We start from the raw sequence: 26,330 nt of genomic DNA on the forward strand, positions 1-26,330 counted from the left end.
TCTGCAATACGCAGAGGGTTCTTGCGGAAGCTCCCCGGTCGCGTCAGCGGGACGGAGTCCTTTGAAGCGTATTGAAGCCCGCTCTCTGGCCGTAGGACGTTAGCAAAGCGTGGCGTAGCCATGAGACGGGAGTATGTCACGTAAAGCGGGTCAACTCTACCCGGTAACGGTCTTTTTTGGTGAGGGTGATGTCGCCGACCACCACCCTACCTTTTCCCCGCAGGGCAATGACATCGCCGGTTTTGAGCAGATGGCTGGGTTGGGTGATGGTTTGCCAATTGACGCGCACTTCCCCCTGTTTGATCCAGTCCACCATTTTGGCGCGGGAGAGGCCAAACCCAGCAGAACCCAGGGCATCCAGGCGTAGGGAGGCTTCGACGGTGGTGAGGGTTTTGGTGCGCGGGGCTGGGACGCACAATTCTGCCCAATCCAAAACCCTGACGGTCACAGGCACCGAACGCACATGGGTCAGATGGGTGCAGAGAAATTCCGCCAGTTCGGGCACGACAATCACCTGCGCCCCCCGTTCGCCCAAAACGAGCAGGTCGCCGATTTTTTCCCGCACGACCCCCGTGCCCAAAATGGCGCCCAAAAAGTCCCGATGGCTGGCCGGGTCGAATAAAAAATTGCCCGCTATGCCCAGCAGGGTCAAGGGCACATCTGCCGGGGTCAGCGGTCGCTCGGCAGGCGCCAAAGCCACCCGCACCCGTTCCGCCTGGGGATAGCCGCCCCACACACACCATTGCACGGTGCTGAGCCGTTGGCAGTAGGCCTGTACTGCCGCCGCTTCAGGGGGGTTGAGCAAATCACTCACCACCACCTGCCGTGTCCGTTCGACCCGCCGGAGCCAATCCGCCAGCCGTGCCTGCAGTTCTGGCTTGCTCGGCTTATCACTCCGCTGGGGCGGTGTAGGTGACGATGCCATTGGGCAAGATGGTGCCTTTGAATACCGCGTCTTTGAGGTGCGCTGCGGTTATTTGGGCGTGGTTGAGGCTGGCTTCGGACAAATCCGCCCGCTCCAAATTGGTGCGTACCAGTTTGCTCCAGGTCAAATCCGTCGCCGTGAGGTTGGCCTGGCAGAGATTGGTGTCGGTCAACTCCGTCCCACTCAGGTTGGCGCGGGACAAATCCGCCTGGGACAAGTCCGCCTGGGTAAAATTGGCCTGGGAGACGTCCGCCCGGCTCAAATCCGCTCGCCTCAGATTGGCCCCGGCAAAATTGGCCCCCACAGCCATCACTCGCGCCAGGGTCGCTTCCGCCAAATTGGCCTGCCGCACATCCGCCAGCCGTAGGTTCGTGGCGTTGCGGGGTTCGCTGGCGAGGATTGCCCGGTTCAGATTGGCCCGGCAGAGATTGGCTTCCGCCAAATTGGCACCCCGCAGCACCGCCTGCTGTAAGTCTGCACCGCTGAGGTCACTGCCGCCCAGATTCGCCCGCGAGAGGTCGGCACCCCGCAGACACACCCCGGCCAAGTTCAAGCCGCGCAAATCCAAACCACTGAGGTCCATCTGGCTGAAATCCCGCTGGCCCTGCTGCAACCGTTGCTGCACATCCGCCGCCGTCAGGGTGGTACTGGGGGTAGCCGTCGGCTGGGGCGGCACCGTCTGGGGGCGAAGGGTGCCCATCTGTTCCCGGAACCGCTGCCCCAATTGGGACTGGCGGTGCAGACTTTCTTTGAGGCGCGCCAACCGCTCCTGCAGCGATTCTCCCCGCATGGCTGGCGTGACCGTCAGGGTTTCTGCCCAGTGGGGAATGGTCTCCCCCTGCACCCGCCCAAACACCAACAGCGATGTGATTTCGCTGCTCCCCAATTGGGGTAAATGGGTGCGCAGGCACTGCATCACCTCGGTCGCCACCGGTACGGCTTTACCTTCTACCATCACCCGCAACCGGGTGCCATCCCAAACCCCTTGCCCGGTGCAGTCGAGGGGAGCGAGGGCGTTTTGCAACCAAGCGGACAAGTCGGGAGTAGGCATAGACATGGCCAATCGCTCTAGCATAGGTCCTGTGGCTGGTTCGGTACCCTTCTACTACCGTAACCCCAAGATTGGCCTTGCCCCAATGAGCAAAATCACTCCGGAACACCCGCCCAAATCCTAACATGATTCTCCTGTCCTCCCCGAGGGGCCGACGCCGCCTCAACGCTTGCACGACGCATGGCTGGCCAGAATCTGCCCCACCGCCTGCACCGCCGCATAACTTACCCCTGCGGTTCCCTCCCCCGGATGCACCGAATCCCCCACCAGCCAGAGGTTGCGAATCGGCGTGCGGGTTGCCAGTCCCCAGGGGCCAAAGGTGGACACCCGCTGCCCGATGCCCCCCACCATCCCCTGAAATCGCGCCGTATAGCGGGCAAAGGTACGCGGGGTCGCCGCCTCGCAGTGGACGATATGCCCCGCCGAGAGGTCAAAAAATTGCCCCAGCCGCGCCACCGCCTGGTCCGTGTACTGCTGTTTTAAGGCGGCGTAATCCCCCTGCTGCCAGCGGCGAACATCGGTAAACGAGGAGGCAATGATGGTGGCCATCCCCGCCGGCGCCCGCCCATCCCCCGGCTGGCTAACCGATACAAACAGGGCATTGTTCTCCCCAATTTCCCCCTGGGCATCGTACATAAACTGTAAATGCAACGGACAGCCGTCGGGAATGGCTGCCTGTTTCACCCCCAGATACACCACAAAGCAGCCGGAAGCAGGCGGCAACCCCATAATCCGCCGCCGGTAGCCCCTAGGCGCCGCCTCCCCCAACAACCGCAGCAAATCCACCGCCGTCACATTCGCCACCAGGTGGTCCACCGGTTCGTAGCGGCACTCGCCCCGCCGGTTTTCCACCCACACCCCCTGCACCTGCCCCTCCTGCACGGCAATGGCGGTCACCCGCTGCCGTCGCCGCAGTCGCCCCCCCCACCGATGCAACCCCTGCAACAACCCCTGGCTCAACACCTGCATACTGCCGTGCACATGCTGTAACCCCTGGGGGGCATGGGGGATGCCGAGGACCGTTGCGCCGTAGAGTAACGCCGTTTCATCCGCATCACATTGGGAATAGAGTTTTAACTGCATATCCAAAAAAGTTTTCAAACGGCGATCCCGCCCCAGTCCGCAAAGGCGCAGGGCCTGCCCTACTGTCAGCAGCGCCAGGGGACTCACCCGCAGGGTATCCCCGTCCAACGCCCGCAGCAATTGTCCCCAATCCCCCCAAGAGCGCGGCGGAATCACGGGTTGCCGCTGTTGAAACTGCCAGCCCACCGCAAACAAGTAGTCCATCCACTGCCAAAAGGGTTCGCTGCCCGGAAAGTGCCGTTGCCGTTCTGCCCGCCAGCGTTCCGGGTCACGCCACACCCGCACCGGCTCCCTTTCCCCAGGCAAATACACCGCACAGGCCGGGTCACACCACACCCCCGACGGCACGGGTATCCCCAACTCCGTAAAGACCTGGTGATGAATGCCCCCCGGTTCCAAACCCGCCACCTGGGTTGCCCCCACCTCAAACGTAAAGCCACCCCGCCGGAAGGTGGACGCACACCCCCCCACCTGCGCCGCCTGTTCCCACACCACCACCTCAAACCCACGCCGGGCTAACAAGGCCGCTGCCGTTAGTCCGCCAATGCCTGCCCCAATGACCCCAATCCGCATGGGCGTTTTGTTACAAAAGTTCACACTCTTTTCATGGTAGCGCAAGGGGCTGGGGGTCTTAACCGCGCGTGGGTTGCCTGTTTTTGCATCCCGCCGTTTTCGAGGCGCAAAGCCCTGCCAATGGCAATCCCAACCGCAACAGCGTGTGGGCATACGGCTAGTTCATCGGTTTATTTAATTTTTTCAACCTTAACTATTCAGTAACACACCATCTCGCAATCACATCACCGGGGTCGCCACGAGAAGGGCAGGGAACATCCGGCGTCGGGTCAGGTGCAGTCATCGGTCGCGCATGTCTTGAGCGTTATGGCCGTCTGAAACTGCGCCACCCACAAATCCACAAATGTTTATTTTTTTGTTTTTTTATTTAATATGCTGTCTCGGACTGCACTTGAGTCTTTGGTTCTTCGACCATTTGGAGGCGGGTAGCCGCAGCATCACTGCCGCCGCTTTTAATCGCTGCTTGGACTTCCTCCGGCGAACTTTCCGGCGTCAACGCTGTGCCCACCAGTTGTTCCAATTCCGCAAGGGCCATCTCCGCCCGTTGGATTTTTTGGATCAACGAACGGGCCGTTTCCGCCGTCGAACGGGCCGCCTCCCCATTCTCCTGAATTTTGCTGCGGAACCGGCTGGCAATCCGATTGACTTGGCTACTGGCCTCGAACGTTTGACTCACCAGTTTGCCAATTTCGGACGTGATGTAACCAAATCCAGCCAATTGCCCCCCCGATTGGTTGGCCACCACCGCCGCCTGCACCGCCAAGTGACGCACCTGTTTGCTCACGTCTTCGATGATTTTGGTGGCGCTATCTACCGCTTCTAATTCTTTTTCCAGGGCCTCCCCTATATTGATGATTTGGTCTGTCGTACTGCAAATGGTGTTTACCCCGGCAAAGGTGGCTTGGAAGGCTTTTTTCCCCTCTAAAGACAGCAATTGGCCAATGCGGACAAATCGCTCGTTAAGCTCGGCAATTTCCCTGGTTTTGGAGCTAAGTTCTTCCTGTTGCTTTTGCAAAAGCTCATTGCGCTGTTTGCTTTCCATCTGTTTGATTTCCAACAGACGGGTGTACTCCCGCACCTTGTTTTGTTCCTCGGTCAGGCGGTCTAAACTGCTTTGGAGTTCGGCGGTTTTTTGCTGCACGATGGCATTGGTGGCCGCCAACATTTGCGACTGGGCCAAGAGGAGAACATGCAAATCCACCAACCGGGGGGGCTCGTCGGGAATAATCACCACTACGGGTTCATACACCAATTCAACTGGACGGTTGAGGGCGGCAGCCGCAACTTCATCAATCCGGGCATCCCCTGACACTTCCAGAACGGGCACATTTTCTACTTCTAAAATGGCTGCGATGGGGCGCTTGAGATAGATTTCCAAACTGTAGGGACGACTCATCCGTTCCAAAAAACGCCGCCGGGAAATCATCCCCACCAACTGGTCTTCCCGCAACAAAATGACCCCTGCTAATTCCACATCCGCTTGCATCCGGGCCCATACCTCTTTGCCGGGCGTGCTTGGGTCCACGCAATAATCCGTGTAGGGCAAATCTCTGACTCGGTAGTCCATCACCGCAAGCGTCGCCGTCTCGTCCATACCTTTGCCCCCTGACCCCTCGTTTGGCTCCGTGCTTGATTCCCTATACCTACTTCCAATATCTACCGACTACAGACCGATTTGGGTTATGAAACGGTTAACAAACGGTAAAAGTTGGCCCACCAGGCAGCTTGGGATTGACAGCCGCACCCCATATGCCCTGGGGAGCGCGGCTTAGGGGGTTTGGCGGTGGGCTTGGCGTTCGGTTTTGCCCCGCCAGAGGAACTGGATGGGGGTGCCCCGGAAGCCCAGGTGTTCCCGGAATTGGTGCTCCAGGTAGCGGCGGTAGTTCTCCTTGAACAGTTTGGGGTCATTGACAAACAGGGCGATGGTGGGGGGTTGGGTCTGGACTTGGGTGCCGTAGTAGATGCGGCCTTGGCGGCCTTGGCGGTTGGCGGGGGGCGATTGCCAACTGGTGGCTTCGGCCAGGACGTCGTTAATTACGGCAGTGGCAACCCGGTGGCGGTGGGAGGCGGCAGCCGTTTGCACCAGCGGGAAAATTTTTTCTACCCGTTGGCCGGTTTTGGCGCTGATAAACAACATATCCGCCCAGTCGAGAAAGTACAACCGTTGCCGCAGTTGCCGTTCCACCTGGGGCAGGGTGTGGCTGTCTTTGGGGACGGCGTCCCATTTGTTGGCAATGAGCACGCAGGCGCGGCCTTCCTGGATGATGCGGTCGGCCAGTTTCAGGTCCTGGTCGGTGACCCCCTCGGTGACATCCAGCACTAAAAGCACCACGTCCGCTCGCCGGATGGCTTTGAACGCCCGGTTGATGCTGAAAAATTCGGGGCCGTATTCCACGTACTTTTTGCGGCGAATCCCGGCGGTGTCAATCAGCCGGTAGGTTTGGCCGTCCCGCTCGACGAGGGTATCGACGCTGTCGCGGGTGGTGCCGGGTATGGGACTGACGATTGCCCGCTCGCTGCCGACTAAGGCGTTGAGCAGACTGGATTTGCCCACGTTGGGACGGCCCACAATTGCCACCTGGATGGGGTCGGTCGCCGCTTCTGCTCCCCCTGGCGGCAAATGGGGCACCAGCGCATCGAGCAAATCCCCGACCCCCGTGCCATGCCCGGCGGAGATGGGATAGGGTTCGCCTAACCCCAGTTCCCAAAATTGGGCGGCTTGGGTCCACCCTTGGGTCACGGATTCGCATTTGTTGACCGCCAACAATACCGGCAGGGACTGCTGGCGCAACCATTGGGCAATTTCCGCATCGCCGGTGGTGGGGCCGGTTTGCCCATCCACCACAAAGATCACCGCCTGGGATTCGGCCATCGCGGTCATGGCCTGCTGGCGAATTTGCGGGAACAATTCCGTGTCGTCGTCAAAAATCAACCCGCCCGTGTCCACCAACAAAAATTCCCGGTCCCGCCAAAAGGCTGGCCGGTAGATGCGGTCGCGGGTGATGCCGGGTTGGTCATAGACAATGGCTTCCTGGTTCCCGGCAATCCGGTTGACCAGCGTGGATTTGCCCACATTGGGGCGACCGACCACGGCCACAATGGGGAGAGACATGGAGCAAGGGTTATGACATGCAACGGCAAAACCGATTGGACACTCCCACCGCCTCAAGGCGGGAGATGCTTACGCAGTCCCCAAACGGGCGCATAAAGGTACTGTCAAGACATCCGTAAACGGTTCCTTGAAACCAAGTCTCAAGGTTCCGCTTACTTACGCGCGCACCGTCCGGGTCGTTCACCGGGGTAGTTGGCAGGCGACCCCGGTCACTCAAGGACTACGTCCCGCTAACGCGAGCGGCCTTTTCCACCCCGTCGTACGGCGCTACCAAGCGAACCCGAGGTGTGCCGTCGGCGCTGTTACCGCTTCGGCAACGTAGGGCTATTTCCAGCATAGCGAGAAGCAACCACCTGCAGGGCGACCGTTCCAAAGCAGGCGGATGCCCAGCCAGCTAACGGTGGTCCCTACTCGGCTTGAGCAGGCGGCTCCGGCAGGGATTGGCGTTCCGGGGGTAACCGGTGAGGGCGTGGTGGGGGCTGCCGCCAGGCTTTCCAGGCCGCCTTCATCCCTACCCAAACGCTGCGGGTGGATATCTGGGTGCGGCGCAGGGTTTGTTGGGTACTTTGCACCCCCTGGTTGACCTGTTCGACCAGACGGCTGGCGTTTTGCACCCCCTGGCTGACATCGTCGGTCAGGTCGCTGATTTCCATGCCCGTTAGGCGAATGGCATCGAGGGTGGGGGGCAAATCGCGGCTGAGGGTCTCGGCCAGTTTGTCAATGCTGCGCGCCGCCCGGGCAATCTCTTGCACTGCCGGAATCAGGGCCACCAGGACGGCGGTCAGGGACACCGCCACCAACAACAGCGATAACCCCAGGATAAAGACCGCTTCAGCCACGGTTTTGGTAGCGTTGGTGTTCTTGCCGCCCGGCTTCCACTCCGGCTTGGATGGCGGTTTGCAACCGTTCCCAGGTGTTGCGCCACTGCTGCCGGAGCAATCCCGTCCAGCGTTGGGACTGGAGTTGCAAATTATCTGACACATCGGTAGTCAATTCCGGGAGGGCGGCAACGGTTTTCCGCAACACCCGGCGCGTTTCCCGACCCGACCGGGGCGCCAACACCAGGCCGGCCACCAGACCGGTCACCCCGCCGATGACCAATCCCCCCAAAAATGCTCCCGCGTTGTTCCGGCTCATGACAGCACTCCACCCTGGCTTTACTGTATCCCATCGCCGGGGGGATGATGCAAATACCGGCGCAACCGGGCGAGCACGGCCCCCTGGTCAATCGCGCCCAACCAGCGGTGGATTTGCTCCCGGGGACTGCCTGCCCCCCAGGTTTTGCCCTGAACCAAATACTGCCAGCCCAGCCGCCCGATAAGGTAGGTGGCCAACCCCGCCAGGGCACCCTGACTTGCCGCGACCGCCAGATAGGGCACCAGGGCAATGCCTCCCACCCCGGCCAATCCGGCTTTGAGCAGACTGCTCCCCACGCCCAACCCCCCCAAACTGCCCGCCAACAACCGCAACAATTGTCCAGCTTCCCAAGGGGACAGGGTGGCTCCCGCCCGCTTGGCCAACCGGGTCAACAACGCCCCATCCAGCGCCGCGCCCACCAGCAAATCCACCCCCCACAGGGGATTGACCGCCACCGCCAGAGCTTTGGTGGTACTGGCCCGCCAAATTAGCGCCTCAATCTGCCGGGGGGGCGCGGGTAAAGGCGGCGACTGGGTGCTGGTTTGCAGGGCATTCAAAGCCAAAAGCGCCGGGGCCAACCGGGGAAGCTGGGCCGCCAACACCTGCCGCAAGGGTTCCACCTGCGGGGGCAAAGGACGCCGCACCACCGTCCCGCTTGCGGTTTTCTGCCAGCCCGTCGGTTGCGCCGCCACCCAGACCACATCCTCCGGGGCGACCCAGCGGGCCAAGGGGTCGCTCTGCCAGCGGGCTTGCAGTTGGGCCTGCGCCGCCGGAGGGTATTGGTCCATTTTGTTAATCACCACCACCAGGGGTTTCCCCGCCGCCACCAACCGCGCCAGCAGACCCAGTTCCAACCGGTTGGGGTCGCCGCTGAGCACCAATAACACCAATTCCGCGCTCAAGGCCAAGGCCCAAACCGCCGCCGCCGCGTCCGCCCCCACCTCATCCAACCCCGGCGTATCCACCAGTTCCACCGAGCAATCCCCCACCCGCCAAGCCACCGCCTGCGCCCCCCGCGTCACCCCATGCACCGCCCCGGTGGCAAACACGGGTTCCCCCACCAGCGCATTCAACACACTGGATTTACCCCGGCCCACCAGCCCCAAGGCCACCACCCGCACCCAGCCCGCCTCCAACCGCTGCCGGGCCGCCCCACCGACCAACGCCCGTGCCTGCTCCCAACACCAAGCCCCCCGCAACGCCGCCCAATCCGTCACCGCATACCTAGCCGCCTGCCCCATCGCCTTTGCCTCCCCTGCTCACCCCGCCCCCGGCCAAATGTAAAATTTTGTTGCCATTTGCCGGGGATTTAGTTACATTTGTTAATGAAACTTCCCTTACTTTGGAGGAACTGGGTCATGCAAGAGCAAAACACTGCCCCCAAATTTGGTTTTACCAACTTTGCGGAAACCTGGAACGGTCGGTTGGCGATGCTGGGCTTTGTGATCGGGGTTGCCACCGAGCTGTTGACCGGCAAAGGCATTCTTGCCCAATTGGGTTTGATGTAATGGTGCTGGGGGGGTGAGTTGGCGCTGGCCGACACCTCCCCAAGGCGTATGCGGCAATGCTGGGTAAGGCCTGGGGTCACGCCGGGCTTTTTTGTGTTTTATCCTGGAATTGTGGGTTCAACGAGGGCGTATGACACTGATTCGGATTGGCAATCAAGTGTTTAATACGGACTACATTGTGCGGGTGCGCTTGAACGACAGCAATTCCTTTAGTGACAACTGCGTGACCCTGCTGGTGGATGAAGGGTCGGGCACCCTCAACGGCGACCCCAACGGGTTTAGCGGGCATTGGGGGTTGCAGGCCTATTCTTTTTACAACGAACAAGCCAATCAACTGCGGGGATTTTTCACCAGTCCCGACTACGTGTTGGACTTAACGGTGACCGAACCGGTGGGAGTGGAGTAGGTGGAACTGGTTCTGCAGTGGTTGTATGTGCTGGGATTGCTCACCCTGCTGGGCGTGGCGGCGGTGGTGGTCGCTCGGCAAGTGTGGCGCACCCGCATCACGGAAACCCGGCTGAGCCAACTCCAGCAACAGGTCACCCGTGGGCAGGCCAGTCCTGCCGATTATTACGAATTAGGGAGCATTTATCTGCGCAAAAAACTGTACGTGCAATGTATCAATCAATTGCAAAAAGCGCTGAAACTTTGGGATGAACAGGATGCAGCGGGCTTAGCCAAGGTGTACAACGCTCTGGGCTATGCCTATTTCAGCCAAGAGCAGTATGACCTGGCGATTCGTCAGTATCGGGAAGCCCTGAAACTACAACCGGATTATGTGACGGCGATGAACAATCTCGGCCATGCCTACGAAAAAAAACAACTAACGGCGCAGGCGTTGGCCATGTACGAACAGGTGTTGCAGATTGCGCCCGAAAATCCCACGGCCAAACAGCGCGCCCATGCCCTACGCAAACGTCTGGCTCCGACCGCATAACCCTTGTGCAGAGAGACCTCAACAATTTGAGAGTAAAGATGTTGCAAGAAATTCCAGGGCAACTTTTGGGGTAAACGGGCTATAGTAGGTTATAGGTAGGTTAAGGTTGTCGCCTTAAGATTCATGGCTAGGCCACGCTTCGCTATAGGAAACCAACGTGGGGCTACGCCCAGCGGCCTATGTCATGTCAACCTTTGTATGCTTAGCTATATAAGGTTTTGACCTATTGGGCAGCAGAATTGACACTCCCACCGCCTTGACGCAGTCCCCAAACGGACGCGCAACCCCTACACCGTTCCTTCTTTACTGTTCGCGTCAGCGGGGACGCACCGGTCGGGTTTGTCACCGTCGTAGGTGCAAGGCCGACAGCCCGCTCAAGCGACTGCCTGGGAATGGTACGCCTCATTGATATTTAGGTAAGCAACTCAAGTTGCTGAAAGGCTTTTCCGCCCCGTAGTACAGAGCTACCAAGCCATTCTGCGGTGTGAACAACGCCAAAATTCCGAAAACTCGCTCATTGCCCTCACCTGGCTGTCCCCCTCACTAGGCCTGCTTTGCGCACGCTGCCAGCGAGCCTTCTTATAAAGCAGAAAAGACACCGACGACTGGCCGTGTTTCGTCTCGGTGTCTCTTCTGGTTCGCTCCTCACACACTGAGATTAATATACCAGGGGGCTTACGGGTTTGTCACTAGGTGGATTGATAAGAATTTCTGGGGTAGCAATGCCCAAAACGGGGAAAATGCTCAATTTTGCTAATTCCTCACCGCCAAAGCCCCCCCTGGCACCAGGTCTTCCAGGATTAAACGAATGCCCCGAAACCGCTCAAATACGGGGTTGTGCTGCCATTCTTGGCTGACAAAATACTCAATGAGTTCACCGGAGCGGCGGCTGGCGGGCGTCCCCAACAGGCCGAGATAGTAACCCGCGCTGTGCTGGCTGTCGGGGCGGGCCAATTGGGGGAGTTGGTGCCAGCGTTGGATGGTGCGCCAAAATTGGGTTTGCAGCACATTCCAAAAGTCCGTATAGCGCATGTTGCTAAAGGCTTCGGCCACCAGGTCATGGCGGTCTTGGATGAGGATGGTTTGTCCCCGTAGCCCCGGCGGCAATTCTTCCAGCAGAATGACCGGGCCGTACCCCAGGATAAACACCTGTTCCTGCCAGCGGGTATAGGCCCCGAAAAAGTGCCCCAGAATGTAGGCGGCCAGGGCGGCGATGATCAACCCCTGGCTGTGGGCCACCACCAGCACCGGCACCCCCTGTTGGATGCCCCGTGCCAGTTCGTAGGCCAACCGCAAGGTGGCGCAGGAGGCCCCCGCCGGATAGTCCCCGTAGAGATATTGGAGAACGTCGTGCCAGGTGAGTTGGTTGATAAAGGGGAGTTGGCGCAGGAGTTCACCGTCGAGCAACCCCGTGCCGGTGGTAGCCTGGGGCAGGTATTGGCGTAGGTCGGCATTGGGGGGAATTTCGGGCAGGCTGAGGAGTTGCCGGAGCAGATGGCTGTAACCGGCCAGCCGTTGTTGGGTTTCCCCGTTGCCCTGTTGGTACTGCCACAGTTCCGACCGCCCCAGGATACTTTCGAGGACATCCGTGCGCCAATCCACGCTGGCGTTGTGAATGCCCCGGATACAGGCGGTGGGCGCCATGCGTTGGAGGGCGGCCAAATCCCGCTTCTGTTTGTCCACCCCTGCCGTGACCCCGTTGATATGGAGAATTAGCCGCTGCCGGGCTTGGGGGTTGGCTTCAGGTTCCAGCACTGCGCCATCGGGGGTCATCCGCACACCCTATTGGTTCAACAGCCATGCCACCAGCAACCGCACGCCAAACCCGGTTGCCCCTGGCCCTGCGTAGGTATTGCCCTTTTCGGTCCACACCGGGCCAGCCACATCCAGGTGCGCCCAAGGGGTTTTTTGCACGTACTGACGCAAAAACAACGCCCCGGTAATCGAACCGGCGCTGCGACCGCCCGCGTTTTTCATGTCGGCAATCGGGGATTTCATCGCCTCGAAGTATTTTTCTTCCAGGGGCATCCGCCAGATTTTCTCGCCGGTGGTCGCCGATGCCCGCAACAGGGATTCGGCTAGGGCGTCCTCCGTACTCCACAGCCCGGCAATATCATCCCCTAAAGCGACAATGCAGGCCCCCGTGAGCGTGGCCAAATCCACAATCGCATCCACCTCCAGCTTTTCGGCATAGACCAGCGCATCCGCCAGGGTCAGCCGTCCTTCCGCATCCGTGTTGTTCACTTCAATCGTTTTGCCATTGCTGGCGGTGAGAATGTCGCCAGGGTGCAGGGCGTGGCCGTTGATCATGTTTTCCGTAGCGGCAATAATGCCATGCACCAGCACCGGCGGTTGCAGTTGCCCCAACACCTTAAAACAGCCCAAAACAGCGGCAGCACCGGCCATATCCATCTTCATGGTCTCGATGCCCCCCTGGGTTTTGAGATTCAAGCCGCCGGAATCAAAGGTCACCCCTTTGCCCACCAGCGCCACCCGTTTGGTCGGCGTCCCCGGCGGTGTGTAGGTCAGGTGAATAAATTTAGGCGGCGTATCCGACCCCTGCGCCACGCCCAAGAAAGCCCCCATCCCCAAGCGTTCGCAGTCTTCCCGCTCCAAAATCGTGACCTGGAACCCATAGGTCTGCGCCAGCGATAGGGCCGTTTCTGCCAAGGTGGTGGGTGTAACCATACTGGCCGGGGCAGCCACCAATTCCCGCGCCAAAATCACCCCAGAGACCACCTTTTGGGCCTGCTCGATCCCCGCTTGTCCCCCTGCCATGCCCAAAAAGTCCACCCGCTCCAGCACCGGCGGTTTCTCTTCCGGCTCCGATTTGAAGCGATGGTCCTGGTGCAGGGCCAACAAAACGCCCTCGGTCATGGCAGCACTCAAGGCCTCCGGGGACAGGTCACCACCAGGAAAATAAATCCCCAAAGTGTGAGCTTTTTGGGTTTTGGCGATTTTGGCCGCGGTGGCTGCCCCTTGGCGATAGGCCTCGAGCGGGGAGGTGGCATTGGCCTTGCCCAACCCCACCAGGGCAAGTCTTTTCACCGGGCTACCGCCGGCCAGACGCGTCACACTGGACGTGCCGGGCTTGCCCTTGAATTCTGTTTCGGCGATCAACTCCTGCACCGCACCCCCCAAGCGGCTATCCAACTCGGCCACATCGCCGGTCACCTCCACCTGGTCTTGCCCAAAACCGATACACAACAAATCCCCTTGCCAATCCTGGGGACGGGTGCTGATGGTTACAAACTCCATAATGTTTCCCTAGCGTAAATGGCGCATAGACCTCTATTGTAGTCCCTGGGCAGACAGGGCAATGGCAGTTGGCACCGGCAGTACGGACAACCGATTGCCAGGGCGCAGCAGCAGAAATTGAGCAGGGTCATAATGGCGGCGTAAATCGTCTAGGGTAAGGGGTGGGGCACAGGTTTGCACATAAGCAACTTCGACCGTCCACCAACGGGGGTTATCCACCGGCGATTTGGGGTCAGGGACGGTGGGGGTCAAATTGGCTGGGGTCAACCACCTGATCTTTAATTTTATTCTTTAATTTTATTAATAAGTTCCATCAGACCGAAAATACCCGGCGGACTGGCGTTGGAATGATAGAAAAATGCCCACTCTCCCAACCGCATCTGTCGTAAAAAATTGCGGGCTTGGTAATTGCATACCCCATCCCAAATCGTGGAACCGTCTCGTTGGAGGTCAGCAAGGCCATCTCAAGGGGTTCCGACTTCATCAACCAATAGGCCATTGGGGTTCTCCAAAGAAAAAAGGAAAGAATAGTCAGGTTACAGAAAGCCGAGCGCAGGTAGCGACTAAAGAAATCTCTCCCTCACAGCAAATGCTGGGGAGGTAATTGCCAGAAGTGCTACTTTGATTGAAATCAGTAATATGCTCAAGCACCAAGGTACAGCCTATTTATAAATTAAAGGATGCAAAAAGCCTTGATTATTCTAAAGCCTCAGTATGACTGACCTATGGCAAGTGGAATTTCAACCGTACCCTATAAACGCTTAAAAGGCTGTATCACGCTAACAACTTGAGTGGGTAAGGTATCCCTAGCACAAATGCTTAGCCTGCTACCACGGCTGAGGGAAACGGGATTTAACAATTCCTTCGGAGCTATTAAGCGATTTAGTTGAAAATTTCTGGGATTTCCCTAAGGATCGTTAGACTGGATTTGATCCCCCCAGGTGTCCCGGAAAGATGATCCCCGATCTGCTCAATTGCCTGCCCATTGGGGTGATTTTAACCCAGGGGGATGGGCAAATTCTGCACTGCAATCAGGTCATGGCGGACTGGTTTTCCCTTGATCCCCAGCGGTTACAGGGCAATGGGATTGCCGAATTTTGGCCGGAATTGGCCACCTATTTGCGGTGGCAGGAGGCGGGGGGACGGGTGCGGCTTTCGACCCCCAGAAGTTGGTTGATGATGCGGGTGCTGGTGCGCAAGTTATCCCTAGGGGATCAGGAGTGGTTGGTGTGGAGTTTTGTGCCGGAGCATAGCCGGGATTTAGAGCAGTCCCAGCAGGAATTTATTGATACCCTCAGCCACGAATTACGCACGCCGCTAACGAGTATCAAGGGGTTTGTGGATACCCTGTTGCAGTCCCAGGCGCATTTTAGCCACGACCAGATTCGCCATTTTCTACAGATTGTCCAGACCCAGGTGGCGCACCTAGCGGAGTTGGTAGAAGCGGTGCTCACCCTGTCCCGCTGGCCGGTGACCCCAGGTCATTTTCGCCCCGTGCGGGTGGCAGATTTGGTGCCGGAAGTGATGCAGGAGTTGAGCCTCAAGCACGCGCCGGAGCGGGTCGTATGGCACATCCAGGAATTGCCGCCCGTGTGGAGCGACCCAGCCCTGTTGGTGCGCATCCTGGTTCAGGTGTTGGACTACGCACTGCGCCATACCCCAGGGGAAACGCAGGTGCAGGTGCGCAGTTGGTCAGGCGGCACAGGTCTGCAAATTGGCGTGCCGGAGCTGGATTTGGGAGAATTGTGGTATCCATTAGGACCCACACGCCCCGGTATCCACTTGTACGTCACCCAAATGCTCATGGAACGGCTCCAGGGCCGGTTGCTGTTGGGCCAGGGGCTGACCTTAGAACTGCCCAAAGTGGCCCGCATGGCTCCTACCAACGCCAACTAACATCGCTAACCCCACCAGTGCATGGCTTTTTGCACCCAGACATTTTGCCATGTATGCACCAAAGGCCAGCGGTCTAAGCCCATCCCCAGATACAAGAGCAACAAATACACAATCGAATACTTAAACACCGAACGGGCCAAATCCACCGCTTGCGGTTGGTTAAACAACTGCAAAACCTTATACACAAATATCCCACCCAAAATCAGGGCAATCAACGCATACAATCCCCCCACCACCCCACAGGGATAAACCAACAACAAACTGGTGGGCACCAGCAGGAATGTATAGAATAAAATTTGCTGTGTCGTTTGCTCTGAACCCGCCACCACCGGCAACATCGGCACTCCCACCTGAGCATAATCCTCGCGAATCAGCAAGGCCAATGCCCAAAAATGGGGCGGCGTCCAAATAAAAATAATGGCAAACAAAATCCACGCACAGGGAGACAGGTTACCCGTGACCGCTGCCCAGCCCACCAACGGCGGAATTGCCCCTGCGGCCCCACCGATCACGATATTTTGCGGACTAGAGCGCTTCAACCAATGGGTATAAACCAGCACATACACCAAAATCCCCGCCCACTCCAACAGGGCACTCAGGAAATTCACCCGCCAGCTTTGGATGACCAACGCCCCTACCGCCAACACCACCGCAAACACCAACGCCTGCCCTGGCGTAATTCGCCCCGCCGGAATGGGTCGTCCCTGGGTGCGCACCATCACCCGGTCGATATCCCGGTCGTAGAGACAGTTGATGGTATTGGCCGCCCCCGCCGCCATGGTACCCGTCGCCAAGGTTGTAAGTACAACATTCACATCCGGTTCTCCCTGAGCCGCCAGCCACATGGCCCCCGCGGTCGTGACCAACAACAGGACAATGATCCGCGGCTTCATCAGTTGCACGTAGTCCAAAACCCTGGCCCAAAGTGGAACCGTTGTCCAGCGGGATGTTTCCATCACCCCAACACTCCTGCAATAGACTCTGGTCTTGCTGCCCGCTTTGTCCGCTGCAACCACGTGGTCAGGGCCACCAAACTCCCCAACAGCAATGCGCCCACCGCCTGATGCATCACGGTCAAGGGTTCCACCTGCAACCGCAGTTGGTAGGTCGCCACCCCCACCCCCAGCTGCAGCGCCAGGAGCACGAGCACCCCCTGACCCCAACGCCCCAGCCAAGGAGCCACCCGCCCTTGGCGCCAGGCCACCACCCCCACCGCCAGACTCGCCAGCGTCGCCGGGATCACCCCCAGCAAATGCCAGTGGAGCACCTGACATAACTCCCGCCCCAGGAAACACTGATGCGCCGCCCAGCGGGAAGCCACCAGCCCCCCCAACAAACTTTGTCCATACACTGTCAAAGCGGCCACCAGCGCCAAGCCCGGCAAAAACCGAGGCAACGGTTGCGTCAGCGCGGGCGCCTCCTGCAACAGCATCACCAACGTCAACAACAGGCTAAAAAACGCCAACCCCGTCCCCAAATGCGCCGTGACAATATCAAACCGCAACCATTGGGTCACCGTCAGTCCCCCCAAAATCCCTTGCCACAGCACCAAACCCAAGGCTGCCGTCACCCCCCAAGGCAACCAGCGGGGCAAATGCACCCGCCACCACCAAGCCACCCCCGTCAGGGTCAGCACGCCCAGGCCCACCATTGCCGCCACCAAGCGGTGAAACCACTCCAAAAACACCTGCACATCCATTTCCTTCACAGGCACCACCTGACCAAAACACAGCGGCCAATCCGGGCAGGCCAACCCTGCCTCCATCACCCGGGTCGCACTCCCTAGGGCCATCAAGCCCCACGTGGCGCCTACCAAAAACCACAACCAGCGGCGCACCAACCGCAGGGGAACCCATCCCCCGGCTCCCCCAGCGCGAGAAATTTGCACATCGATCATGGGTACTCACGGGTAAATCCTTCTCTGTTATAAAGGCTCAGGCCCCTAATGTTGCCGATGTTTAAGAATTTCTTCGGAAGTTAACAATCGGAAGTTAACAAATTGTTGCCAAAAACCCCAGCCTTCCGGCTTTGCCACAGCGCAGCCCAAGGCGCACCCTTTGCCGATTTCTAGGAAATCACCTCAAAAACAGACCTGGGATGACCGGCAGGTGGGATATGGGCGACTAAACGCAAAAAGAAGCATTCAGTTAACTATTAATAAAAAATAAATTCCTCAACGAACGGGTCAATTACAGGATTAGAAATTGGCATGGATGGGATGGGTCGGCTGGGGATCGAACCCAGGGCCAATCGGTTAAAAGCCGAGTGCTCTACCGCTGAGCTACCGACCCACCATCCCAGGTCTCCAGTCTAGCACAGTTAACGACGGGTTGCCCCTGGGTGCGGTGATGTAGTTTGTGCTATTTGGGGAGCTGATAACCGTGTCAATTGGCCATAACAACAAGTAGTTGCCTTATCGTTTTTGCTAATTATTTCTCATTACAGCCCGCTAAAAGATAAAACCAGCCTATTGCCCAAGCCGAAACAATCATTGAAACTCAAGCAATGTCAATTGCATCCCACAACCCCGCGATTTTCAGCATCACAAACAAAGGGCATTGCCACATCCAGACAGGGTGATCAAAACGATAAATATGGGAAACTCTAACGACGCCGGAGATGCCATTGGTTATCCATCCAAATTTCCTATCTCGCAGCAGCCACAGCTTTTCCAATTCCAAAATAGCGTTTGTGGGGAAATGCCCGTGGAAGGGATGCCGTAAAAAATATTAAGGTATTAATATTAATTTCCTGCGCCGCTGATGGCCTGTAGCCGCCCCCCCGCCAACTGCCATACCTGATCCGCGATGCCAGACAATTCCCGCGTGTCATGGCTGACAACCAGCAAGGACCAGGTATTTTTCAATTCCTGCAACAACTGCGTCACCTGTTGGCGCATGGACCAATCCAAACCCGCCAGCGGTTCATCCAACAACAGCAAATAGGGTTGACGGATCAACTGCACCGCCAAAGCCAACCGCCGCTGCTGGCCACCGCTGAGTTCATGGGGGGACTGATGCAGCGGCAGCATCCCCAAATGCACCGTGCCAAGCACCTGTTGCACCTGTTCCAGGGTGAGTTCGGGATGGCCGAGTCGCAATTCCTCCCACAGGGTGAAGCCGCAAAAATGCCGTTCGGGAAATTGAAAGACCAACCCCGCCAATTCTTGCAAATCAGCAGGCTGCAAGGGTTGTTCTTGCCAAAGAATCTGCCCTTGGGTCGGTGTCGCCAAACCCGCAATCAATTCCAGCAACGTGGTTTTTCCTGCGCCGCTGACCCCGATGACCAACGTCAAGGACTGGGGCGGCAACACCAAATTGACCTGCTGGAGAATGGGGCGGGACACCGCCGGTGGGTGATAGGTCACGTTCACCAGCGATAACATCACCAGGAGCTACCCCGCCGCTGCCCCCCCTCCCCGACTAATAGGCATCCTGCAACTCGTAAAAGTCCGGCGTGATGTAGTCCTTGCGCATCGGCCAACCCACCCAGTCCTCCGGCATGAGAATCCGTTTGAGATGGGGATGGCCCACGTACTCAATGCCGTACAAGTCGTAGGTTTCCCGCTCCTGCCAGTCCGCCGTGCGCCAAATCCAGTACACCGACGGCACTTTCGGGTCGTGGCGCGGCAAAAAGACCTTGACACACACCTCCTCCGGGCGGTCGGCATTGTCCGCCAGCTTGACCAGGTAATAAAAGCTCACCAATTCCTGCCCCGGCCCGACATCGTAGCCGCCCTGACAGCGGAGGTAATTGAACCCATAGCCGTACAAAGCCGTCGCAATCGGCAAAAGCACCTCCCGTTCCACCTGGAGAATCTCCACCCCCTGGTGGTCCCGCCCCAAAAACCGGTGGGCAAACCCCTGGCTGGTTAACCACTGGGAAACCGGACCCGGCTCCACCGGCGCTAACGCTTGCCCGGTCGCTTCAGCCACGGCTGACCTCCTCGGTTTGGGGCGCCAAAGCACCAACCGGTACCCCCATCGCCTGCGCCAATTCCTTGGGCGGCGCTTGCCGGGTCGGACTTTGCAGATATTCCCCCGTCAAAATTGGCGGCACCACCTTTAACTCATGTTTCACGGTGAAATAGCGGTGCGTTTGCTCGTAGAGACGGCGTTCCCGCGCATCCTCTTGGGCAATTTTCTTGCGCAATTTGATAATCGCATCAATGATGGCCTCCGGTTTGGGTGGACAGCCCGGCAGATACACATCCACCGGAATCAGCTTATCCACCCCCCGTACCACCGTGTAGGAGTCCGTGCTGAACATCCCGCCGGTAATCGTACAAGCCCCCATCGCAATCACATACTTGGGGTCGGGCATTTGTTCATACAAACGCACCAACGCCGGCGCCATCTTCATCGTGATCGTCCCGGCAGTGATGATCAAATCCGCCTGCCGCGGACTCGAACGGGGGATCAGGCCAAACCGGTCAAAATCAAACCGGGAACCAATCAAGGCCGCAAACTCAATAAAACAGCAACTGGTTCCGTACAACAACGGCCACAAACTCGACAATCGCGCCCAATCGTACAGGTCATTCAAAGTGGTCAAAATTACGTTGTTCGCCAGGTCTTGGGTCACCTGGGGACGCTCAATCGGATTCGCAATTTTGGCTTCACCAAAGGTGGGAGTCATGACCATTCCAAAGCTCCTTTGCGCCACGCATAAACCAGGGCAATTACCAGGATAGCAATAAAAATTAAAGCTTCCACAAACGCCAGCAAGCCCAACTGGTGAAACGCCACCGCCCAGGGATACAAAAACACGGTTTCCACATCAAACACCACAAACACCAGGGCAAACATGTAGTAACGGATGTTGAACTGCACCCAGGCTTCCCCGCGCGGTTCCATCCCCGATTCATAGCTGGTGCGCCGTTCGGGACCCGTGCCCTTGGGACGCAAGCGCGCCGACAGACTCAAGGCGGCAATCGGCACCAGACTACAGACCAACAAAAACACTAGCAAATAATCGTAGCCTTGCAGTTCAAACACCGCCCTTATCCCCGCACGTTACTTAAATCGTTCTTATATGATAATACAGCTCCGGCAACGGCGCAGAAAAATCTGGAACATGCCCACCCAAGGGATTTTGGGGTCAGTCAGTGATCGGGTCCACTGCGAAAGACAGGTTATGATAAAGGTGACCGGGCGCGCTACCCCACCATTTCCCATGAGCTATTGTCTCAACCCCGACTGTCCCGCCCCCGAAAATGCGGCTACGGAAGTGACCTGTCGTGCCTGTGGCAGTCCACTTGTACTCAAGGGGCGCTATCGGGCCATTAAACCCATCGGCCAGGGGAATTTTGGCCGCACCTTTCAGGCGGTGGATGAAAGCATTCCCTCTCGTCCCGCCTGTGTGATCAAAATGTTTCAGCCCCAGGTGATCCAGTCTCCTGAGGCCATGCAGAAGGCCATGACCCTGTTTGAGCAGGAGGCGGTGCAACTGGAACGGCTGGGCAACCATCCCCAGATTCCCGATTTGCTGGCCTACTTCATCTTGGATGGCCGCTCCTATCTAGTGCAAAAATTCATTGACGGTCAGGATTTGGCCGAAGAACTGTTGCGCCAAGGCCCGTTTGACGAAACCAAAATCCGACAATTGCTGGCCGATTTACTGCCCGTTTTAGATTACATCCACCAGCAAAATGTCATTCACCGGGACGTAAAACCCAAAAATATCATTCGGCAAAAATCCGACCAGAAATTATTCCTGGTGGACTTTGGGGCGGTGAAATTTGTGCGGGAATCGGGGCTATTCAAAACGGGTACGGCCATCGGCAGCAGTGGCTTTGCCGCCCCGGAGCAGATGATGGGCAAGGCGGTATTTGCCAGCGATTTGTACAGTTTGGGGGCCACCTGCATTTATTTGCTGACCGGCATTTCCCCCAGCAAATTATTTAACATCCGGGAGAATGTTTGGCTTTGGCGCCAAGCCCTCAAACAACCCCTGAGCGAAGACTTGATGCAGTTTTTGGATAAATTGTTGCAACGGTTACCGGGGCAACGGTTTGCCTCGGCGGCGCAGGCGTTGGAGGCCTTGCAAGCCCTGGAGCAACCCGCCCGAGCGGTGCGTGCCTTGGGGGGGTTGGGGATACCGGGGGCGGGTTTGGTTGGCCCTGTGAATCCTCTGCCGGGGTTGGGGCGGCTGGGTGCTTTGGGTAGCCCAACGGGTGGCACGAATCCCCCCACGCCGCCGCTGCGAACTACGGGGGGGACGACGCCGCCTACTACCAGTCGGCTCAACCCCACTACAGGGCGTCTGCCGCAAACTTCCCCTTCGCGCCTGGGGACGCGCACACCCCCGCCCCAGGTGACTACGGTCCAAAAAGACCCCATTTGGCCTTGTGTCCATACCTTGGCGGGGGGTCATAGCCATTGGGTGAAAGCGGTGTGTTTTAGTCCCGATAGCCGTTATCTTTTTAGCTGTGGCCGCGACGGGGTGGTGCTGTGTTGGGGGCTGAGTTCCCTGAGTTATCCCCGGCAGTTGAGTTGGGGGAGCAACAATCCCCGGGGGTTGCACGCCCTGGCGCTGAGTCCCGATGGGCGGTTTTTGGCGGCGGCGGGGGAAGAACGGGTGATCAAAATTTGGCAACTTCCGGGCGACAAACCGGTGCGTACCCTGGGCAATTTGTTCAATAGACACGGGGGTGCGGTTGATGCGTTGGCGATGCGTCCCGATGGGTTGGTGTTGGCCAGCGCCAGTGAGGACAAGACGATTAAACTCTGGCAGGTGGACAATGGGGCTTTGCTAACGACCTTGACGGGTCATGCCAGTTATGTCCGCGGTGTGACCTTTACCTCGGATGGGCGGTTGTTGGTCAGCAGCAGTTGGGATAATTCGATCAAGGTTTGGCTGACAGATGGGGGCGACCCCTTGCGGAACATTCTTGGCCCGACCAGTTTTAGCGGCAGTGGTTTTAATGCCGTGGTGGTCAGTCCCAATGGTCGGGTCATTGTGGCAGGGAGCGAGGACACCAATGCCCATGTGTGGCATCTCCACAACGGCGACCCGATTACCACGCTCACGGGGCACAAGGAGGGGGTACGGGCGGTGGCCTATAGTCCTGATGGCCGTTACCTGGTCACAGGGGGCTGGGAAGGGAGCATTCGCGTGTGGGATGGCCAGTCCTATGCCTTGCTCATGACCTTGCCAGGGCATGAAAAAGGGATTACGTCGCTGGCGTTTAGCCCTGACATGCAATGGCTCGCCAGTGGTAGCCGGGACAATACCATCAAGCTCTGGCAAGTGGTGCAGTAACCGCAAAACCGGCGGCTGATAGGGGGGCACCGAGACCGGATAGCTTGGTAGCCCCGTACTGCCGGGCGGAAAAGCCCGTAAGCGACTCCAGGCGTACCATTCCCAGGCGGTCGCTTGAGCGGGCCGTAGGTTTTGCCTCAAGGAACGGTCGAGGGGCGTCTTGACAAGTCCGTTGGTGGACTGCGTAAGCATCCCCCGACTTTAGACGGTGGAAGTGTCACGCTTATCGTATTCAATGCGGCCATAATCCAGTTTGATGAGATGGTCAGCAATGTGAAAATAGTGGTCATCGTGGCTAATCACTAAAATCGTTTTCCCTTGCGCTCGTAATTTGGGGAGAAATTCGGTGTAAAAAAATTCTTTGAACCGGGGGTCTTGGTCGGCAGCCCATTCGTCAAAAACATAGATGGGACGGTCTTCTAAATAGGCAATCAGCAAAGCCAGGCGTTTGCGTTGTCCCTGAGACAGAGCCGTGGTGGAAAACTGTCCATTTTTGATCGTCACTTTGTGCTCTAACTGGAGTTGTTTGAGGTATTGAGAAACTAATTCCCGATCCGCTCCTAAACCCAATAAACTCTCGAACAGATAAAAATCAGAAAAAACAACGGCGAAATGTTGGCGATACCAATGGCGATTTTGGGCATCAATCAGGGTGTCATCCAAATAAATGGCTCCCGATTGGGGGGTATATAGCCCCGTAATTAATTTTGCCAAGGTAGATTTCCCGCTGCCATTGCCGCCAACGATCATGACAATTTCGCCGGGGACAATGGTTAAACTCACAGGGCCAAAACGAAAGGGATGGTCGTCTTGGGTGGAGGGATACTGATGCACCACTTCCCGCAGTTCCAGCTTGTGCCATTGGGTGCGAATAGGTTCTGCCAAGGTTTCCAGTTCACTAGAACCGGCAAGGGATAGCCCCAAGGAGGTGATTTTTTCTAAGGCAACACCGGCACGGCTGAGGGTGGGTAGGTTGTTCACCAAATGATCCATTGGCAGCATTAAATAGGTGAAAACCAAGACATAGCCGGAGAGGGTTTGGGGATTAAGGGTGATTAATTTGGGCAAGCTAAATAAAACAAAACCGATGGCGAAAAAGAAAATGAGTTTCCCAAAACTGGATGTGTTGGCAAAATAAGTTAATCCGATGACACTATGGCGGCGAAACTCCTGGGCATGAACCATGAGATATTCTTGTAAAAATACCCGTTGCTTTTGTTCGTGCAATTTAAGTTCTTTGACCCCTTGGATTAGCCCTTGGAAATCCTGGAACAGATGATCTTGTTTTTCGCGGGCGCGGGCGAGGGATTGGCTGCCCAAATGGGTGAAAAATTGACAACTGCCAATGGCAACGGCGGTTAATCCCACCACCATGAATAAAACTTGCCAAGATAGCCAACTGATGTAAATCAGACTACCTAGGACAATGGCAGCGTCAATACACAAAAACGGCATGGCAAAAACCGCCTGCGCAACGGCTTGCACATCTTCCGTGAGAGTGGCCAAAAGACGAGGCGTACCCAGTTGCTCCAAATGGGCAAGTTCGGCGCGGAGAATTTGGCGGCTCAAATGAATGCGCAGGTCAAAAACCGCCCGCTGGGACAGACGAATCAACATCACCTGGGAAATAATGCTGGTGGCAAGGGCAATGGTGGCTAAACCGATAAAAGCAAGAATAACCGGCGGGGTGGCTCCTTCGACAAGCGCACGGCTAATCAAAGCCAACAAACCGGCACTGCTGCCGCCACTGAGAAACCCGGTGATGATTGCCAACGCCACCTGCCACCCGGAGGTTTGGAGCAAAAAAAATAGGAGTCTCACTGGCGCATCCTGTCGCCTATCCCTGGCAGAACTGGCTGGGGGAACCCATAATAAAAAGATGATTAAGAACGCCGCCGGCTTTTCCATTATCCCATAAGCTCCGGCGTATGTTGGCCCCTGGTCTGTTTCATGTCATCCGCCTGTTGCGCTGGGATAAGCCGACGGGACGCCTGATTTTGTTGGTGCCTGCCCTGTGGTCGCTGGTGCTGGCCAGTGGGGGGCGTCCGCCCTGGGATTTGCTGGTGGTGGTGGTGTTGGGGGCGGTGGCGACGAGTGCCGCCGGGTGTGTGGTCAATGACCTGTGGGATCACCGTTTGGATGCCCAGGTACAACGGACGGCCCAACGACCTTTGGCCCAGGGACACATTCCCCTCTGGCTGGCGGGGATGGTGGCGCTGGTGGCCTTTGCCTGTGCCTACGGGTTGGCACGGTATCTGAATCCTCTGGGGTTTGCCCTGGCGGTGCTGGCGGTGCCGGTGATCGTGCTTTATCCTTCAGCGAAACGTTGGTGTCCGGTGCCTCAGGCGGTCTTGGCGACGGCGTGGGGGTTTGCAGTGCTTATCCCTTGGGCGGCGGTGACGGGTACGGTGACGGGGGTGACCTGGTGGTTGTGGGGGGCAGTGTGGTGCTGGACGCTGGGGTTCGATACGATTTATGCGCTGCCGGACCGGGAGGATGACGCGCGTTTGGGGATTCATTCCAGCGCCCGGTTTTTTGGTCGGCACACCCCCTTGGCGGTGGGCATTTTATTGGCTGTAACGTTGCTTTTGTTAACGGGTGTGGGCCTGGCGATGGGCTTGGGTGGTTTTTATTACCTCATGCTGGCGGTGACGGCGGCGGTCTGGGCAAAACAGGTGTGGCAGTTGCGGCACAGGCAACCCCTGGCGGTCTATGGCCGGATGTTTCGCGAGCAGGTGGTCACCGGGTTTTTGCTGTTGTTGGGCATGGTCATTTCCCTCATTGGCTAAGCGTCCCCCGGCGACGGATAATCAGAGGTGGCAGGTGGCGGCAGTGCGATGGATGCGGGAGCCTGGTTGGGGCCTCTGATGTTTCTGGGGGCGTTGATTTTCCTGGCAACGGGGTACCCGGTGGCGTTTGCCCTGGGGGGGGTAGCCATGCTGTTTGCCCTGGTGGGGGTGGCCTTGGGAGTGTTTGACCCCTTGTTTCTCACCGCCTTGCCGTACCGGATTTTCGGCATTATGTCCAACTACACCCTGCTGGCGATTCCCTATTTCATCCTGTTGGGTTCGCTGCTGGAGCAGTCGGGGGTCGCCGAACGCCTGCTGACCCCGGAGATCATAGCCGACGAGCTTACCCGCCTCGTCGGGGAGGCGCTTGACGACAAGACATTTCGGAGCACCCTGCGATTGCGTCTTGGTCCGATCCTTCGGCAGAACCTGCCAGCGATCATCAACCGCTTCTATCCTGAAATCATGTCCCTCCTGCGGGAGGGCTTCTCTGAAGGCCTTACGAACGAGAATGTTACAGCGTTTCTGGAGAACGTGGTAGATCCCTGGCTGAACCACAAGGCCAACCGCGACAGGCTCGCACACAGCGTCGTGGGCCTTCTGCGCGAGCAAACACCGCATATCGTGCGCTTTCTTCAGGACAGTCTTGAGCAGTACAAGCAGTCCCACCTCGGCTGGTTGCGGCGAGCTCTGGCAGATTTCGCTGAGTGGTTTTTTGGGCTCGACTGGAATAAGGTGCGTGAGGTCATCGATGACGGGCTTCAGAGCAAGGCTGTGCGCCAACGCATCGCCGACGTC

At 57.9% G+C, this 26,330-nt stretch carries 24 protein-coding genes, 1 tRNA gene and 1 pseudogene; 7 read left to right on the plus strand and 19 right to left on the minus strand.

The window, feature by feature from the left end; translation table 11 throughout:
- Positions 1–136 precede the first annotated feature (136 nt).
- From ACWISF_RS06105 to ACWISF_RS06140, 8 genes are all read right to left on the minus strand, one after another.
- A complete protein-coding gene (locus tag ACWISF_RS06105) occupies positions 137–925 on the minus strand; it encodes a photosystem II S4 domain protein (protein ID WP_448380700.1) in 789 nt (262 codons plus the stop codon).
- Positions 891–1,982: a pentapeptide repeat-containing protein gene (locus ACWISF_RS06110; protein WP_448380701.1), complete on the minus strand. Its 1,092-nt coding sequence runs from the start codon at positions 1,980–1,982 to the stop codon at positions 891–893. Before ACWISF_RS06110 ends, ACWISF_RS06105 begins: the two co-directional genes overlap by 35 nt.
- Before the next feature lie 156 nt (positions 1,983–2,138).
- A complete protein-coding gene (crtD, locus tag ACWISF_RS06115; protein ID WP_448380702.1) occupies positions 2,139–3,632 on the minus strand; it encodes a C-3',4' desaturase CrtD in 1,494 nt (497 codons plus the stop codon).
- A gap of 367 nt (positions 3,633–3,999) precedes the next feature.
- Positions 4,000–5,226, minus strand: coding sequence for a chemotaxis protein (locus ACWISF_RS06120; protein ID WP_448380703.1), 1,227 nt, complete (start codon positions 5,224–5,226; stop codon positions 4,000–4,002).
- A gap of 174 nt (positions 5,227–5,400) precedes the next feature.
- Positions 5,401–6,744, minus strand: a complete 1,344-nt coding sequence (gene der, locus ACWISF_RS06125; RefSeq protein ID WP_448380704.1) for a ribosome biogenesis GTPase Der — start codon at positions 6,742–6,744, stop codon at positions 5,401–5,403.
- A gap of 407 nt (positions 6,745–7,151) precedes the next feature.
- Positions 7,152–7,583: a DUF948 domain-containing protein gene (locus tag ACWISF_RS06130; RefSeq protein ID WP_448380705.1), complete on the minus strand. Its 432-nt coding sequence runs from the start codon at positions 7,581–7,583 to the stop codon at positions 7,152–7,154.
- Positions 7,576–7,881, minus strand: coding sequence for a YtxH domain-containing protein (locus ACWISF_RS06135; RefSeq protein ID WP_448380706.1), 306 nt, complete (start codon positions 7,879–7,881; stop codon positions 7,576–7,578). The genes ACWISF_RS06130 and ACWISF_RS06135 overlap by 8 nt, the downstream gene beginning before the upstream one ends.
- Positions 7,882–7,901: 20 nt before the next feature.
- Positions 7,902–9,122, minus strand: coding sequence for a GTP-binding protein (locus tag ACWISF_RS06140; protein WP_448380707.1), 1,221 nt, complete (start codon positions 9,120–9,122; stop codon positions 7,902–7,904).
- A 117-nt stretch (positions 9,123–9,239) separates the two neighbouring features.
- On the opposite strand from ACWISF_RS06140, the gene ACWISF_RS06145 reads away from it, so the two are divergent.
- The 3 genes from ACWISF_RS06145 (at position 9,240) to ACWISF_RS06155 (ending at position 10,326) form a co-directional block, all read left to right on the plus strand.
- Positions 9,240–9,389 carry a chlorophyll a/b-binding protein gene (locus ACWISF_RS06145; RefSeq protein WP_448380708.1) on the plus strand — a complete coding sequence of 50 codons (150 nt, stop codon included), beginning with the start codon at positions 9,240–9,242 and terminating at the stop codon, positions 9,387–9,389.
- Positions 9,390–9,519: 130 nt separating this feature from the next.
- Complete coding sequence (locus ACWISF_RS06150; RefSeq protein ID WP_448380709.1) at positions 9,520–9,795, plus strand: hypothetical protein; 276 nt, start codon at positions 9,520–9,522, stop codon at positions 9,793–9,795.
- Entirely contained in the window at positions 9,796–10,326 is a 531-nt protein-coding gene (locus ACWISF_RS06155; protein WP_448380710.1) for a tetratricopeptide repeat protein, read from the plus strand.
- A 753-nt stretch (positions 10,327–11,079) separates the two neighbouring features.
- Here ACWISF_RS06155 and ACWISF_RS06160 read toward each other — a convergent pair.
- From ACWISF_RS06160 to ACWISF_RS06170, 3 genes and pseudogenes are all read right to left on the minus strand, one after another.
- The gene (locus tag ACWISF_RS06160) at positions 11,080–12,099 is read right to left on the minus strand and encodes a hypothetical protein (protein ID WP_448380711.1); all 1,020 of its coding nucleotides are present in this window, start codon (positions 12,097–12,099) and stop codon (positions 11,080–11,082) included.
- A gap of 9 nt (positions 12,100–12,108) precedes the next feature.
- Complete coding sequence (locus tag ACWISF_RS06165; RefSeq protein WP_448380712.1) at positions 12,109–13,584, minus strand: leucyl aminopeptidase; 1,476 nt, start codon at positions 13,582–13,584, stop codon at positions 12,109–12,111.
- Between the two features lie 33 nt (positions 13,585–13,617).
- Positions 13,618–14,083: pseudogene (locus tag ACWISF_RS06170) on the minus strand (EVE domain-containing protein).
- 455 nt (positions 14,084–14,538) lie between these two features.
- Between ACWISF_RS06170 and ACWISF_RS06175 the strand changes: the two are divergent.
- The gene (locus ACWISF_RS06175) at positions 14,539–15,480 is read left to right on the plus strand and encodes a sensor histidine kinase (protein ID WP_448380713.1); all 942 of its coding nucleotides are present in this window, start codon (positions 14,539–14,541) and stop codon (positions 15,478–15,480) included.
- 5 nt (positions 15,481–15,485) lie between these two features.
- Here the strand turns inward: ACWISF_RS06175 and ACWISF_RS06180 are convergent, their stop codons facing one another.
- The 7 genes from ACWISF_RS06180 to ACWISF_RS06210 form a co-directional block, all read right to left on the minus strand.
- Positions 15,486–16,436, minus strand: coding sequence for a heme o synthase (locus ACWISF_RS06180; protein ID WP_448380714.1), 951 nt, complete (start codon positions 16,434–16,436; stop codon positions 15,486–15,488).
- Positions 16,436–17,377 (minus strand): COX15/CtaA family protein, encoded by a 942-nt coding sequence (locus ACWISF_RS06185; RefSeq protein ID WP_448380715.1) that lies wholly within the window; start codon positions 17,375–17,377, stop codon positions 16,436–16,438. The genes ACWISF_RS06180 and ACWISF_RS06185 overlap by 1 nt, the downstream gene beginning before the upstream one ends.
- A 322-nt stretch (positions 17,378–17,699) precedes the next feature.
- Positions 17,700–17,771 (minus strand) — tRNA-Lys (locus tag ACWISF_RS06190).
- A 452-nt stretch (positions 17,772–18,223) separates the two neighbouring features.
- The gene (locus tag ACWISF_RS06195) at positions 18,224–18,865 is read right to left on the minus strand and encodes an ABC transporter ATP-binding protein (protein WP_448380723.1); all 642 of its coding nucleotides are present in this window, start codon (positions 18,863–18,865) and stop codon (positions 18,224–18,226) included.
- Positions 18,866–18,902: 37 nt separating this feature from the next.
- Positions 18,903–19,415 carry an NAD(P)H-quinone oxidoreductase subunit J gene (locus ACWISF_RS06200; RefSeq protein WP_448380716.1) on the minus strand — a complete coding sequence of 171 codons (513 nt, stop codon included), beginning with the start codon at positions 19,413–19,415 and terminating at the stop codon, positions 18,903–18,905.
- On the minus strand, positions 19,408–20,124 hold the full coding sequence (locus ACWISF_RS06205; RefSeq protein WP_448380717.1) for an NADH dehydrogenase subunit K: 717 nt from the start codon (positions 20,122–20,124) through the stop codon (positions 19,408–19,410). The genes ACWISF_RS06200 and ACWISF_RS06205 overlap by 8 nt, the downstream gene beginning before the upstream one ends.
- Positions 20,115–20,477 (minus strand): NAD(P)H-quinone oxidoreductase subunit 3, encoded by a 363-nt coding sequence (locus ACWISF_RS06210; RefSeq protein ID WP_448380718.1) that lies wholly within the window; start codon positions 20,475–20,477, stop codon positions 20,115–20,117. Before ACWISF_RS06210 ends, ACWISF_RS06205 begins: the two co-directional genes overlap by 10 nt.
- A gap of 148 nt (positions 20,478–20,625) precedes the next feature.
- On the opposite strand from ACWISF_RS06210, the gene ACWISF_RS06215 reads away from it, so the two are divergent.
- Positions 20,626–22,743, plus strand: coding sequence for a protein kinase domain-containing protein (locus tag ACWISF_RS06215; protein ID WP_448380719.1), 2,118 nt, complete (start codon positions 20,626–20,628; stop codon positions 22,741–22,743).
- A 201-nt stretch (positions 22,744–22,944) separates the two neighbouring features.
- Here the strand turns inward: ACWISF_RS06215 and ACWISF_RS06220 are convergent, their stop codons facing one another.
- Positions 22,945–24,564: a cyclic peptide export ABC transporter gene (locus ACWISF_RS06220; RefSeq protein WP_448380720.1), complete on the minus strand. Its 1,620-nt coding sequence runs from the start codon at positions 24,562–24,564 to the stop codon at positions 22,945–22,947.
- A gap of 107 nt (positions 24,565–24,671) precedes the next feature.
- On the opposite strand from ACWISF_RS06220, the gene ACWISF_RS06225 reads away from it, so the two are divergent.
- The gene (locus ACWISF_RS06225; protein ID WP_448380721.1) at positions 24,672–25,532 is read left to right on the plus strand and encodes a 4-hydroxybenzoate solanesyltransferase; all 861 of its coding nucleotides are present in this window, start codon (positions 24,672–24,674) and stop codon (positions 25,530–25,532) included.
- A gap of 48 nt (positions 25,533–25,580) precedes the next feature.
- A partial coding sequence (locus ACWISF_RS06230) for a TRAP transporter large permease subunit (protein ID WP_448380722.1) occupies positions 25,581–26,330 on the plus strand: 750 nt, incomplete at its 3' end.

This window comes from Gloeomargarita sp. (genome assembly GCF_053491055.1).

What these genes read in the sequence shown, in the direction of transcription:
- ACWISF_RS06140 (WP_448380707.1), bottom strand. Translation starts at nt 9,122, where the DNA reads ATGGGGCAGGCGGCTAGGTATGCGGTGACGGATTGGGCGGCGTTGCGG.
- der (WP_448380704.1), bottom strand. Translation starts at nt 6,744, where the DNA reads ATGTCTCTCCCCATTGTGGCCGTGGTCGGTCGCCCCAATGTGGGCAAA.
- ACWISF_RS06175 (WP_448380713.1), top strand. Translation starts at nt 14,539, where the DNA reads ATGATCCCCGATCTGCTCAATTGCCTGCCCATTGGGGTGATTTTAACC.
- ACWISF_RS06225 (WP_448380721.1), top strand. Translation starts at nt 24,672, where the DNA reads ATGTTGGCCCCTGGTCTGTTTCATGTCATCCGCCTGTTGCGCTGGGAT.
- ACWISF_RS06185 (WP_448380715.1), bottom strand. Translation starts at nt 17,377, where the DNA reads ATGATCGATGTGCAAATTTCTCGCGCTGGGGGAGCCGGGGGATGGGTT.
- ACWISF_RS06165 (WP_448380712.1), bottom strand. Translation starts at nt 13,584, where the DNA reads ATGGAGTTTGTAACCATCAGCACCCGTCCCCAGGATTGGCAAGGGGAT.
- ACWISF_RS06160 (WP_448380711.1), bottom strand. Translation starts at nt 12,099, where the DNA reads ATGACCCCCGATGGCGCAGTGCTGGAACCTGAAGCCAACCCCCAAGCC.
- ACWISF_RS06150 (WP_448380709.1), top strand. Translation starts at nt 9,520, where the DNA reads ATGACACTGATTCGGATTGGCAATCAAGTGTTTAATACGGACTACATT.
- crtD (WP_448380702.1), bottom strand. Translation starts at nt 3,632, where the DNA reads ATGCGGATTGGGGTCATTGGGGCAGGCATTGGCGGACTAACGGCAGCG.
- ACWISF_RS06105 (WP_448380700.1), bottom strand. Translation starts at nt 925, where the DNA reads ATGGCATCGTCACCTACACCGCCCCAGCGGAGTGATAAGCCGAGCAAG.
- ACWISF_RS06110 (WP_448380701.1), bottom strand. Translation starts at nt 1,982, where the DNA reads ATGTCTATGCCTACTCCCGACTTGTCCGCTTGGTTGCAAAACGCCCTC.
- ACWISF_RS06135 (WP_448380706.1), bottom strand. Translation starts at nt 7,881, where the DNA reads ATGAGCCGGAACAACGCGGGAGCATTTTTGGGGGGATTGGTCATCGGC.
- ACWISF_RS06205 (WP_448380717.1), bottom strand. Translation starts at nt 20,124, where the DNA reads ATGGTCATGACTCCCACCTTTGGTGAAGCCAAAATTGCGAATCCGATT.
- ACWISF_RS06180 (WP_448380714.1), bottom strand. Translation starts at nt 16,436, where the DNA reads ATGGAAACATCCCGCTGGACAACGGTTCCACTTTGGGCCAGGGTTTTG.
- ACWISF_RS06145 (WP_448380708.1), top strand. Translation starts at nt 9,240, where the DNA reads ATGCAAGAGCAAAACACTGCCCCCAAATTTGGTTTTACCAACTTTGCG.
- ACWISF_RS06195 (WP_448380723.1), bottom strand. Translation starts at nt 18,865, where the DNA reads ATGTTATCGCTGGTGAACGTGACCTATCACCCACCGGCGGTGTCCCGC.
- ACWISF_RS06120 (WP_448380703.1), bottom strand. Translation starts at nt 5,226, where the DNA reads ATGGACGAGACGGCGACGCTTGCGGTGATGGACTACCGAGTCAGAGAT.